Genomic DNA, 11717 nt, shown 5'->3' on the forward strand with positions numbered 1-11717 from the left:
CTTCCGGTGGCTGCGGATGTGAGCGAGGTGGCGCATGACGGCACCAGCCGACAGGGCTTTCTCTGTCTCAAGAAACATGTGTTGCGGCACAGTCACACAAATTGAGGCTCGGACGCCGCAGCAGGGATTGTGGACGTCGGTGATCAAGCCTTCTGTTCGGCGTAGGCGACGAGTACGGAGGCCGTATTCACGTGTCCGTGCGCTTTCCTGCCTGGCGCAGGGCCTTGCGCAGTGCGGCGAGTTCGGCGGGTGACATCTGGCCGACGAAGTGCGAGAGCGCCACGGGGCGGTCCTCGCTGGCGCTGAGGGCGTCCTCCATGAGGGCGGCGGAGTATTCCTCCCGGGTGCGGACCGGCTCGTACAGCCAGGCGCGCCCCTCTTTCTGCTCCCGCAGGAGCCAGCCCTTGGTGTGGAGGATGTTCGCCACGGTCATCACGGTGGTGTATGCGACGGGCCGCGTCCGGTTGATGTCGTCCACTATCTCGCGTACGGTCGCCGGGCGCCTCCACCGCCACAGGCGGTCCATGATCTCTGCCTCCAGATCACCCAGCCGTCGCATGCCCAGCGTCTCCCTCTGCACCGCGGTATTCGCAGTCATCGTAAGGGGTATTGGGCGACTGGCGGCGCGGTCCGCGCACGGACGGGACGCGCCGAGAGTTCCGGCCGGGTCCTCGGAGGTCGCTTGCACGGACGCACTCCGATTTCGGCTGTACGGATCCTCGACCCGTGGCGTCGAATGCCGCGCTGAATCAATCGGCACCAGAGTGAATCAACCGACGAAGCACGCCGATGATTACTGGCGCAGGAAACCCTCAAAACCACGCCCGTTTCTCGCCCCTGACGACCCGGAGCAGCACCGGAGTCACGTTGCTTCCCCGGCCGGGAGGCGGGCACAACAAGCGGAATTTTTTACCTCAGGTGTGCGGCCTTTGCTTCCAGGTCGCCGACAACTCCCCGCCTGCCTGCTGGGCGTTCAGCGGCGTAAAAGCCGGACCTGCCCCGGCCGGGCCGCCTGCCGGGGCCGCCTGCGTCGTGGGCGCCGTTTCAGGTATGTCGTCGCGTCCGGGCCGCAGGGGAGCGGGCACCTCGTTCTCGGCGTTCTCGGCGTTCTCGGCGTAACGGTCGGCATGAATCCCGATCATGCAGAAGGCGGTCAGCGTCGCTGCGACCGCGGCCGCCGCACCGCACACGAGGCAGGCGGTGCTGAAGCCGCTGCCCAGGGCGTCCGGAGCGACACCGTGGGCCGCGGATCCCGGGGCGCCGGGCGGCAGGCTTTTCACGGCGGTGGGCCCTCCGGTCCGGGCGATCTCGCGTGCCGCTGCCGCCTGACCGGCGGGCAGGCCGGTGTCGGGCAGGTTCTTCATGAACGCCGAGCCCGCGTTGCTGAGGGCGACCGCGCCGACGACGAGGGACCGACACGAACTCCTGGAAGGGAGGCAGTTCGCGGCGTGCACGCCGCCGTTGACGACGTTGAAGTGCGGCACCGGCAGGCGCGGGGGTGCCCGTGACCCAGGTGAGGTGCTGCCACACCTCCCGTCCGGCGAGGGAGACACCGACGACGGCGTCGGCGCCCGGCCGGGACTTGGTGCCGGGGCCGTCCAGCTCGATCATCCCGCGGGCGACGTCGGCGGCCGCCCGCGCCTGCCGGTGCCACACCTCCCATCCGGCGAGGGAGACACCGACGGCGGCGTCGGCGCCCGGCCGGGACTTGGTGCCGGGGCCGTCCAGCTCGATCATCCCGCGGGCGACGTCGGCGGCCGAGGCGAAGCCGCGGCCGGGCAGGGCCTGGGCGATCTCGCCGTTGACGTGCCCGACCGCTCCCACGCCCTGCCCGCCGTATCGGGACCGGTCGTCGTCGCGCAGTTCGGCGGCCTCCCGGGAGCCGGTGGACGCACCGGAGGGGACACCGGCCCGGACCCGGGTCCGTCGCTCGCGGTGAGGGTGACGGCGAGAGCGGGGCGGGCACGGGAGTCGAGGATCCCGACGGCACGCGGCGAGTGATCTGCAACGTCATGGGCTTCCTCCCCCGAACCGGTCCCGGAACACCCCTCAGCCGTGGACAGGCGCATGCTCGCCGGTGGCACGGGCGCGGGAGGCGTCGATCTCCGCGTAGGCCCGCTCGCGGCCCTCCCAGTGCGAGCCTTCGACGGACTTGCCGGGTTCAAGGTCCTTGTACACCTCGAAGAAGTGGGTGATCTCCAGCCGGTCGAACACGGGGATGTCGTCGATGTCCTGCACGTCCGCGTAGCGCGGGTCGTGGGCGGGGACGCAGAGGATCTTCTCGTCGGGGCCGCGTTCGTCCTTCATGACGAACATGCCCACCGCCCGGCACTCGATGGTGCAGCCGGGAAACGTCGGCTCCCCGGTCAGTACGAGCGCGTCCAGCGGGTCACCGTCGCGGCCCAGCGTGCCGTCGATGTAGCCGTAGTCCGCCGGGTACTGGGTGGAGGTGAACAGCAGCCGGTCCAGCCGGATGCGATGCAGTTCGTGGTCCATCTCGTACTTGTTCCGGGAGCCCTGGGGGATCTCCACGATCACGTCGAACTCCATGGTGTCCTCCTGATGGCGGGAGCCGTCTCGCCGTGCGGCACCAGGGCGTGCGGCCGTACTTGCCGGGCGGGCATGGGCGGACCGGGCCGTGGCCGGGGGCGCGGGTCGGTCGGCATGGGCATCGTTCCTCCTGGTCACATTCGTTGGACCAGGGACCGTCGGCGGCATCATGCCGCGGTTGCGGTGAGCCCCGTCACCGACGCGCTCGGCGCGCTCATCATGTGCCCGGCGGATCGCCGTGGCAGGCATCCAGCGTACGCCGAAGGGGCCTGATCGACACGCGACCAGGTCGGCGCCGCGCACACCTCACGACCGGCGCCGAAGCCGGTGTCGAACCGGCCGAAGGCGGAGGCCCGCCGGTCCGGGCCGACCATGCCGGTGACGGCGGCCCTGACCACGGACTCCTGGACGGCCGCCCCCAGTCCCCACAGCACCACACCGATCACCGCCGGTACCGCGCCGTCGGGAAACACCAGCGGCGCGAAGCACGCCGTCAACGAGGTCGCCGCCACCACCGTCCGCAGACCCCACCGGACGAACGCGCGGCCGAGCGCGAGGGGCCACTGCCTCGGGGCCGCTCCCACTCCGGGCCCACAGGCCGGCCCGGTACGGGTGCGGCCGGGCAGGAGGGTGCGAGGCGGCGGCTTCGAGCCCCTGCCGTATGAGCCGGTGCGCTGCCCCTGGACCGGGTACTCGGACGGTCCTCCGGTGAAGGAGCGATGGGCTCATGGCAGGAGACGACGACTTCCACGCCCGGGACCGCCCGGAGAACCCCGACCTCGAGGAGGACCGCCCGCGTGGTGGCGGCCCAGAACGCGGGCCCGGCAGCACCCGTGCCCTCAGGTCGACCTGGATCTTCTACATCGTGGCGGCGGTGGTGATCGTGGTTCTGTTCCTGATCTTCCTCTGACGCGGGGTGGCCTGCTCAGGGACGACGTTCAGCGGCACTCACAAGGCCGTGGGTGACGAGTCCGTACAGCAGGTGGGGCACCGCGTCCGACCCCCGGTCCTTGGCCGGCCAGCTCGCCGGGTCACTCACTCCCAGCCGTGCCATCGGCAGGTCCGTGGCGGCCATGGCCAGTGCACCGGTGACCACGCCTCCCAGCCACCAGGGCATCCGGACCCCGGCACGACGGGCCAGGGCGACGGCCGCTCCTGTCCCGCAGAAAACGGCGATGCCGGACAGCGCACCGAGGCCGGAGAGCCGGTTGTCCCGGCTGCTGTCCGTGCCGGGGACCGGATGTCCCACGTCCTGTGCGATCTTGTCCACCATCTTGGGGGATCTCGCTGGACGGCCTTCCCCGCCACGCCATGTCGGCGTAGGTCACGGCGTTCAGCACGGTCGTTCCGGCTGCAACGGCGGCGCCACCGCGCACAAGGATCCCGATCATGTCGGGCCGGGTTCACCCGCCGGTTGGTACGAATCGCACGATCCGTGTGGGGCGGGAAAGGCCACCGCGGGTGGCCGGGGGTGGAATACCCCTTGCCGACCTTGGGCACTCGGGCCTCGTCATCGAGGGGCGGACGGCTGCGACCAGTGACCGCGCCACGAACCGTGACGATCACCGGCGGCTGCCCGGCTCCAGGGATTCCGACTGTGGGAGGAGAGCGTGATGACGAGCAACACCGAGACCGGCAAGGTCACCGGCACCCTCGACAAGGACTACAACCTGATCTGGTACGTCGAGGCATGCCTGGGCAACGCCCTGCGTCTGGAGACCTACATCGGCGACGCGGAGCGCGAGAACGACACCGAGCTGGTGGAACTCTTCCGCAAGGCGCAGGCCGACAGCCGCAAGGGTGCCGAGATGGGCAAGGAACTGCTCCGCAGCCGGCTCGCAGGCTGACGTCCCCCTGCCCTCCCGTGACTCCCGCACCTGTGCCACGTCCCGCCGCGTTGAACGTGGCCGGGCTGGAAGCCGCCCTGCTCGCCGAGGCCGACGCAGAAGTACGCTTCGACGCCGGCAGCAGGGGCGCGTACGCCACGGACGGGTCGAACTACCGGCAGGTCCCGATCGGGGTCGTGGTCCCGCGCGACGTCGAGGCCGGTGCCCGGGCCGTCGAGGTGTGCGCGCGGTTCGGCGCTCCGGTCCTGTCCCGTGGCGGCGGGACCAGCCTGGCGGGTCAGGCGACCAACGCGGCGGTGATCGTCGACTGGACGAAGTACTGCCACGGGCTCGTGTCGGTCGATCCCGGCGCCCGCACCTGCGTCGTGGAGCCGGGGATCGTCCTGGACGAGCTCAACCGTCAACTGTCCGGCCACCGTCTCCAGTTCGGTCCCAAACCGTCGACGCACACCCATTGCGCGCTGGGCGGCATGATCGGCAACAACTCCTGCGGGGCGTCCGCGCAGGCGTACGGCAAGACCGTGGACAACGTACGCCGCCTGGAGATCCTCACCTACGACGGCGCACGGATGTGGGTGGGGCCCACCTCGAGGGCCGAGCGGGCCCGGATCGCGGCGGAAGGCGGCCGCAGGGCCGAGATCTACGCCGGCCTCGACCGCATCGTCACCGAGTACCTCGCCGACGTGCGGCACGGCTACCCGGACATCCCGCGCCGCGTCTCCGGCTACAACCTGGACTCGCTGCTGCCGGAGAGGGGATTCGACGTCGCCAGGGCCCTGGTGGGCAGCGAGGGCACCCTCGTGACCGTGCTGCGCGCCGAGCTCGACCTCGTACCCGTGCCGCCGTTCCAGTCGCTGCTGGTCCTCGGATACGACGACATCTGCTCCGCCGCCGATGACGTCCCGCGCCTTCTGGAGCACAGCGAGCCCAGCCAACTGGAGGCCCTGGACGACCGGATGGCGCAGTTGATGCGGGAGGAGCACGCCTATCTCGACTCCCTCCGCGCCCTGCCCGGGGGGAACAGCTGGCTGCTGGTGCAGTTCAGCGGCGACAGCCAGGAGGCCGTCGACGACCAGGCGCGGGAGTTGCTGCGGGCGCTGGGCCGCAGCGAGAAGGACTCCGCCGTGGCCTTCTCCGACGACCCGGAGCGCGAACAGGAGATGCTCAAGGCGCGCGAGGCCGGGCTGGGGGTGACGGCCCGACCGCCGGACGGCCGGGAGACCTGGGAGGGCTGGGAGGACTCCGCCGTCCCGCCCGACCGCCTGGGGGACTATCTGCGCGACCTGAAGGGTCTGTTCGACGAGTTCGACTACGACCATCCGTCGCTCTACGGCCACTTCGGGCAGGGCTGTGTGCACACCCGTATCCCCTTCGCGTTGAAGACCGCAGAGGGCGTCGCCGAATTCCGCCGCTTCCTGGAGCGCGCCGCCGACCTCGTGACGTCCTACGGCGGATCCCTCTCCGGAGAGCACGGCGACGGACAGGCGCGGGGCGAACTGCTGACCCGCATGTTCGGCGAGCGACTCGTCACCGCCTTCGGCGAGATGAAGGCCCTCTTCGACCCCGGCGACCACATGAACCCGGGGAAGGTCGCCGAGCCGAACCCGGTCGACGGACAACTGCGGCTGGGTCCCGCGTGGCGGCCCGCCACCGTACGGCACCATTTCGGCTACCCCGAGGACGAACACTCCTTCACCCGCGCCGTGATGCGGTGCGTCGGCATCGGCAACTGCCGCAGCCACCACGGGGGCGTGATGTGTCCCTCCTACCGGGCCACCAAGGAGGAGGAGCACTCCACGCGCGGCCGGGCGCGGCTGCTGTTCGAGATGCTCGACGGCCATGCGGACTCCGCCGTCCAGAACGGCTGGCGCTCCACCGAGGTCCGTGATGCGCTGGACCTCTGCCTGGCCTGCAAGGGCTGCCGGTCGGACTGCCCGGTGGGCGTCGACATGGCCACGTACAAGGCCGAGTTCCTCGCCCACCACTACGCGGGCAGGCCGCGCCCGGCCGCCCACTACTCGATGGGCTGGCTGCCGCTCTGGGCCCGCCTCTCCCGCCTCGCCCCCTCCCTGGTCAACACCGTGCTGCACGCACCCGTCCTGTCCGGCGCCGGCAAACGGCTCGCCGGCGTCGACGGCGCGCGCCGGGCCCCGGTGTTCGCGCGGGAGTCCTTCCTGCAGTGGTGGCGGGCCCGGGGCAGCGAGGAGCCGGAGCCCGGCGACCCCCGGGCCGTGGTGCTGTGGCCCGACACCTTCAGCACCTACTTCCACCCCGCGATCGCCCGATCGGCCGTCCGCGTCCTGGAGGACGCCGGATTCCGTGTCGCCGTCCCCGGCGGGCCCGTGTGCTGCGGATTGACCTGGATCTCCACCGGGCAACTGCGCACGGCCGAGAAGGTGCTGCGGCACTCGCTCGACGTCCTGCGCCCCTGGATCGAGGCGGGCACCCCCGTCATCGGCCTCGAACCCTCCTGCACGGCCGTGTTCCGGGCGGACGCCCCCGAACTGCTGCCGGACGACCAGGACATGCGGCGCCTTGCCGGCCGGTTCCGCACCTTCGCCGAGCAGCTCGTCCACCACGCGCCGGAAAGCTGGCAGCCGCCCGCCCTGTCCCGGCAGGCGACGGTGCAGACCCACTGCCACCAGCACGCGATCCTGCACGACGACGCCGACCGCGAACTGATGCGCCGCGCCCACATCGACGCCGACGTCCTCGACGAGGGCTGCTGCGGCCTGGCCGGCAACTTCGGGTTCGAGCGCGGCCACCACGAGGTGTCCATGGCCGTCGCCGAACAGGGCGTCCTCCCGGCCGTCCGGGCGGCGCCCCCCTCCAGCCTGCTCCTCGCCGACGGCTTCAGCTGCCGCACCCAGATCGAACAGGCCGGCACCGGCCGCGAGGCCCTGCACCTGGCCGAGGCACTGGCACTCGGGCTCGACGGGGCACTCCCCGGCCACCTGCCCGAACGCCTCGCGCAGCGCCCCCCGAAGCCGTCACAGGCCGGCGGCCGGGCGGCCACGGCCGTCGCCGCCGCTCTCGCGGCCACCGCCGCGACAGCGGCCGGCCGCGGCGCGGTGCGCCGACTGCGCCGCACCCCCTAGCCCCCGCACCCTCTCCGCTCCACCGGAAAGGCTCCCCGCATGTCCATCAAGGTCTCCGACTACCTCCTCCAGCGCCTGCGCGAGTGGGAGGTGGAGCACGTCTTCGCCTACCCCGGCGACGGCATCAACGGCCTGCTCGCCGCCTGGGGCCGGGCCGACAACCAGCCGAGGTTCATCCAGGCCCGCCACGAGGAGATGGCCGCCTTCGAAGCCGTCGGCTACGCCAAGTTCTCCGGCAAGCCGGGCGTGTGCGCGGCCACCTCTGGACCCGGAGCCATCCACCTGCTCAACGGCCTGTACGACGCCAAACTGGACCACGTGCCCGTGGTCGCCGTCGTCGGCCAGACCAACCGCAGCGCCATGGGCGGCTCCTACCAGCAGGAGGTCGACCTGCTGACCCTCTACAAGGACGTCGCCTCCGACTTCTGCGAAATGGTCATCGTCCCAGAGCAACTGCCCAACGTGCTCGACCGCGCCATGCGCACCGCCATGGCCCGGCGTTCGGTGACGGCCGTCATCGTCCCCGCCGACGTGCAGGAACTCGACTACTCGCCGCCGGAGCACGCCTTCAAGATGGTGCCCTCCAGCCTGGGCATGCCCCACTACGCGCCGGTGCCCTCCGAGGAGGATCTCGCCCGGGCGACGGAGGTCCTCAACTCCGGGAACAAGCCCGCGATCCTCGTCGGTCAGGGAGCCCGCGGCGCGCGGCAGGAGGTCATGCAGGTCGCCGACCACCTCGGTGCCGGGGTCGCCAAGGCACTGCTGGGCAAGGACGCCTTCGACGACGACCTGCCCTACGTCACCGGCGCGATCGGACTGCTCGGCACCCGTCCCTCGTACGAGATGATGCGGGACTGCGACACCCTCCTGGTCATCGGCTCCAGCTTCCCGTACACACAGTTCCTGCCCGAGTTCGGCCAGGCGCGGGCGGTGCAGATCGACATCGACCCCCACATGATCGGCTTGCGCTACCCCTTCGAGGTCAACCTGGTCGGTGACGCCGCCCTGACGCTGCGCCGGCTGCTGCCGTCGCTCAAGGTGGCCAAGGAGCAGGGCTGGCGCCGGAAGATCGAGCAGGACACCGCGGGCTGGTGGGAGGTCATGCGGCGGCGAGCCGCGGTCGAGGCCGACCCCATCAACCCCGAGCACGTCACCCACGCACTGAACGACCTGCTCCCCGACAACGCCATCCTGGCCTCGGACTCCGGCTCCGCCGCCAACTGGTACGCCCGCCACCTCAAACTGCGTGGTGCCATGCGTGGCTCGCTCTCGGGCACCCTCGCCACCATGGGACCGGGCGTGCCGTACGCCATCGGCGCGAAGTTCGCGCACGGCGACCGGCCTGCGATCGCCCTGGTGGGCGACGGGGCCATGCAGATGAACGGCATGGCCGAGCTGATCACCATCGCCAAGTACTGGCAGGACTGGGCCGATCCGCGGCTGGTCGTCGCCGTCTTCAACAACCAGGACCTCAACCAGGTGACCTGGGAGATGCGCGCCATGGAGGGTGCTCCGCAGTTCCTGCCGTCGCAGTCGATCCCCGACGTCGCCTACGCCGACTTCGCCCGCTCGCTCGGGCTGGACGGCATGAGGATCGAGAAGCCCGGCGAGGTGACGGGCGCCTGGGAGCACGCCCTCGCGGCGGACCGGCCCTGCGTGCTGGACTTCATGACCGATCCGGCCGTGCCCCCCATTCCCCCGCACGCCACCCTCGACCAGATCGAAGCCGCCGCGACCTCCGTGCTCAAGGGCGACAGCGACCGCGCGGCCGTGGTCCGCCAGGGGTTCAAGGCCAAGGTGCAGGAGTTCCTGCCCAGTCACCGTGAGCGCGGGAACCGGCCCCGCACACAGGGCGGGCGCTGACCGCACCCGCGGGGGCGGCGCCACCCTCGTCGCCGTTCCCGCGCGGCAGTTCAGGCCACCGTCCGCCGCGGCGATGCCGGCGGCCGGTGACGGCCGCCGGCCATGCGCCCGGCCGTCAGCGCGTCGAATGCCGCCCCGCCGCCGTCCGGCCCGCCTCGGACAGCGACCAGTCCCACCACCGGTCCAGGACCCGTGGCGTCAGCGTGTCCGCCGCCACCAGCGCGGGCCACCCCGCGGCCCGTGCCTGGGCGCTGACCTTGGCACCTCCGGCGACGGGATCGACGGCGATCGCGGGCGTACCCGCGCGCAGGGCCAGCACCAGACCGTGCAGCCGCGTGGTGACCACCAGGTCGCAGCGGGAGACGAGCGCCAGGAACTGCTCACCCGTGGCGCACAGCCGCCAGTCGTCGGCGGCGAGTCGGGTCTCGGCCGGCACGCGCGCGCAGTCCTTGGCCACCAGCCAGCCGGTGAGGCACGCGTTCACCTCCGCGTGCCGGCGACGGCCGCCGTACTCGCCCTGACCCTCGGAGAGCACCACTCCCACGACGGGTGGCAGCGGGCCGACCGGCGCGGTCGCCGCCAGGTCGCGGCGGGCCGGGGCAGGTGTGCCGTCCCGCGCCAGCACCTCGCTGAAACCGGTGACCGCCGGGTCCGCCGGATCGACGACGGTGACACCGACCGCCAGCCTGCGACAGGACCCGAATCTGCGGTGCAGGAGGTCGAACTGCGGTCCGTGCACGGGACCGCACACGAAGACGAGGGTGTCGTAGCGCTGCGGATCCGCGGTCGTCAGCGACAGCGCGTCCGGCCGGAAGACGGGGCTCCACGCCGTGTCGTGCGGGATGCCCGCCCGGGCCAGCGCCGTTGACACGTGCTGCTGGGCGAGCACGTCACCGGCTGTCGCCTCGCCGTCGCGGAAGCTGAACCAGCCGGTGAGCAACAGCCGCCCGGGAGGCCGCCGCGGCGCGCGCAGGGCGGCTAGCAGCCCTGCCACGAGGTCGTCGGCCGTGGGCCTCCACCCTGCGTCCATGGTCTCTCTTCCGGCTGCGGTGACTCACAGGCGTCACGCGAGTACCCGGACGCCGAAGAAAGAACCAACGTGTGAAGCCAACCGCCAGGGGAACTTGGCTGTCGACGGCGGGCGACCACCAGGGCGGTCCTCCGGATCGGCGGAACCGAGCCCTTCCCGTCTTCCTTCTCAACGGGCCGAAGACACGGCCCGGCGACACAGAGGCGTCCCAAGCGCAGGCCAGAACGTTCCCAGAGCCCCACGTGGACGTACGCACGAAGGAGTGTCCCTGATGGTTGGTGACATCCTGCCGTTTCCCTGGAAACGGGCGGTCGTGACCGGTGGTGCCGGTTTCCTCGGCTCCCATCTGTGCGAGCGGCTGCTGGATTCAGGGGTCGAAGTCGACTGCGTGGACAACCTGGCCTGCGGGCGGCGCGAGAACGTCGCCCACCTGGAGGGCCGGCCCGGCTTCCGGTACCTGCACTGCGACGTGTCCGCGCCCGACTGCGTGGAGCCGCTGCTTGGCCCGTACGACCTCGTGCTGCACTTCGCCTGCCCCGCGTCACCCGCCGACTACCTCAGGCTGCCCCTGGAGACCCTCGACGTGGGCAGTCTCGGCACCCGCAACGCCCTCGCGATCGCCGAACGCTGCGACGCGCGCTTCCTGCTCGCCTCCACCTCGGAGGTGTACGGCGACCCCCTCGTCCATCCCCAGCACGAGGGCTACTGGGGCAACGTCAACCCGATCGGTCCGCGCAGCGTCTACGACGAGTCCAAACGGTTCGCGGAGGCGCTGGTCACCGCACATGCCGGAACCCGGGGAACCAACGCCGGGATCGTCCGGCTGTTCAACACCTACGGTCCGCGCATGCGCGCCCACGACGGCCGTGCCGTTCCGACCTTCATCAGCCAGGCCCTCGCGGGCGAGCCGCTCACCGTCACCGGCGACGGCAGTCAGACCCGCTCGCTGTGCTACGTGGACGACACGATCGACGGTGTACTGCGGGTGGCGGCGAGCCGGTCCGTGCGGCCCGTGAACATCGGGGGCTCCGACGAGATCACCATGGTCGACCTGGCCCGCCGCGTGGTCGCGCTGACCGGCTCCGACTCGCCCATCGACTTCATCGACCGGCCCGCCGACGACCCCTGCCGGCGCCGCCCGGACACCACCCTGGCGCGCGAACTGCTCGGCTGGTCGCCGCAGGTGCCGTGGGAGGAGGGCCTGAAGCAGACGATCGCCTACTTCACGTCCCCGCCCTCCGCCGCTTCTCCGGCCCGGCAGCCCTGACCACCGGCCCGGCAGCCCTGACCACCGGCCCGGCAGCCCTGACCACCGGCCCTCCGCCGCCG

At 71.6% G+C, this 11717-nt stretch carries 10 protein-coding genes and 2 pseudogenes; 5 read left to right on the top strand and 7 right to left on the bottom strand.

Annotation, left to right across the window (positions count from 1 at the left end):
- Positions 1-187: 187 nt before the first annotated feature.
- The 5 genes and pseudogenes from ACFY4A_RS11720 to ACFY4A_RS11740 all read right to left on the bottom strand — a co-directional run bounded on the left by ACFY4A_RS11720 (position 188) and on the right by ACFY4A_RS11740 (position 3134).
- A complete protein-coding gene (locus ACFY4A_RS11720; RefSeq protein ID WP_390829395.1) occupies positions 188-559 on the bottom strand; it encodes a BlaI/MecI/CopY family transcriptional regulator in 372 nt (123 codons plus the stop codon).
- A 355-nt stretch (positions 560-914) separates the two neighbouring features.
- Positions 915-1484 (bottom strand): hypothetical protein, encoded by a 570-nt coding sequence (locus ACFY4A_RS11725; protein WP_390829240.1) that lies wholly within the window; start codon positions 1482-1484, stop codon positions 915-917.
- 238 nt (positions 1485-1722) lie between these two features.
- Positions 1723-1863 (bottom strand): annotated as a pseudogene (locus ACFY4A_RS11730) (phosphopyruvate hydratase); the annotation flags it as partial.
- 186 nt (positions 1864-2049) lie between these two features.
- Complete coding sequence (locus ACFY4A_RS11735) at positions 2050-2550, bottom strand: inorganic diphosphatase (protein ID WP_390829241.1); 501 nt, start codon at positions 2548-2550, stop codon at positions 2050-2052.
- A gap of 167 nt (positions 2551-2717) precedes the next feature.
- Positions 2718-3134 carry a hypothetical protein gene (locus tag ACFY4A_RS11740; protein ID WP_390829242.1) on the bottom strand — a complete coding sequence of 139 codons (417 nt, stop codon included), beginning with the start codon at positions 3132-3134 and terminating at the stop codon, positions 2718-2720.
- 143 nt (positions 3135-3277) lie between these two features.
- On the opposite strand from ACFY4A_RS11740, the gene ACFY4A_RS11745 reads away from it, so the two are divergent.
- Entirely contained in the window at positions 3278-3460 is a 183-nt protein-coding gene (locus tag ACFY4A_RS11745; protein WP_390829243.1) for a hypothetical protein, read from the top strand.
- Positions 3461-3475: 15 nt separating this feature from the next.
- On the opposite strand, the pseudogene ACFY4A_RS11750 reads toward ACFY4A_RS11745, so the two are convergent.
- A pseudogene (locus ACFY4A_RS11750) lies at positions 3476-3941 on the bottom strand (hypothetical protein).
- A gap of 222 nt (positions 3942-4163) precedes the next feature.
- On the opposite strand from ACFY4A_RS11750, the gene ACFY4A_RS11755 reads away from it, so the two are divergent.
- From ACFY4A_RS11755 to ACFY4A_RS11765, 3 genes are read left to right on the top strand one after another with little or no spacing between them, the layout of a single operon-like run.
- Entirely contained in the window at positions 4164-4397 is a 234-nt protein-coding gene (locus ACFY4A_RS11755; RefSeq protein ID WP_390829244.1) for a hypothetical protein, read from the top strand.
- 56 nt (positions 4398-4453) lie between these two features.
- The gene (locus tag ACFY4A_RS11760) at positions 4454-7495 is read left to right on the top strand and encodes an FAD-binding and (Fe-S)-binding domain-containing protein (protein ID WP_390829396.1); all 3042 of its coding nucleotides are present in this window, start codon (positions 4454-4456) and stop codon (positions 7493-7495) included.
- 39 nt (positions 7496-7534) lie between these two features.
- Positions 7535-9358: a thiamine pyrophosphate-requiring protein gene (locus ACFY4A_RS11765; protein WP_390829245.1), complete on the top strand. Its 1824-nt coding sequence runs from the start codon at positions 7535-7537 to the stop codon at positions 9356-9358.
- Positions 9359-9473: 115 nt separating this feature from the next.
- On the opposite strand, the gene ACFY4A_RS11770 is transcribed toward ACFY4A_RS11765, so the two are convergent.
- Positions 9474-10388: a polysaccharide pyruvyl transferase family protein gene (locus ACFY4A_RS11770; RefSeq protein WP_390829246.1), complete on the bottom strand. Its 915-nt coding sequence runs from the start codon at positions 10386-10388 to the stop codon at positions 9474-9476.
- Between the two features lie 271 nt (positions 10389-10659).
- On the opposite strand from ACFY4A_RS11770, the gene ACFY4A_RS11775 reads away from it, so the two are divergent.
- Complete coding sequence (locus ACFY4A_RS11775) at positions 10660-11655, top strand: UDP-glucuronic acid decarboxylase family protein (protein ID WP_390829247.1); 996 nt, start codon at positions 10660-10662, stop codon at positions 11653-11655.
- Positions 11656-11717 lie beyond the last annotated feature (62 nt).

The sequence above is a fragment of the Streptomyces sp. NPDC001292 genome (assembly GCF_042896465.1).
Taxonomy (GTDB): Bacteria; Actinomycetota; Actinomycetes; order Streptomycetales; family Streptomycetaceae; genus Streptomyces.

Coding starts and splice junctions, on each gene's coding strand:
- ACFY4A_RS11720 (WP_390829395.1), bottom strand. CDS start 559: ATGCGACGGCTGGGTGATCTGGAGGCAGAGATCATGGACCGCCTGTGG.
- ACFY4A_RS11735 (WP_390829241.1), bottom strand. CDS start 2,550: ATGGAGTTCGACGTGATCGTGGAGATCCCCCAGGGCTCCCGGAACAAG.
- ACFY4A_RS11745 (WP_390829243.1), top strand. CDS start 3,278: ATGGCAGGAGACGACGACTTCCACGCCCGGGACCGCCCGGAGAACCCC.
- ACFY4A_RS11755 (WP_390829244.1), top strand. CDS start 4,164: ATGACGAGCAACACCGAGACCGGCAAGGTCACCGGCACCCTCGACAAG.
- ACFY4A_RS11765 (WP_390829245.1), top strand. CDS start 7,535: ATGTCCATCAAGGTCTCCGACTACCTCCTCCAGCGCCTGCGCGAGTGG.
- ACFY4A_RS11770 (WP_390829246.1), bottom strand. CDS start 10,388: ATGGACGCAGGGTGGAGGCCCACGGCCGACGACCTCGTGGCAGGGCTG.
- ACFY4A_RS11775 (WP_390829247.1), top strand. CDS start 10,660: ATGGTTGGTGACATCCTGCCGTTTCCCTGGAAACGGGCGGTCGTGACC.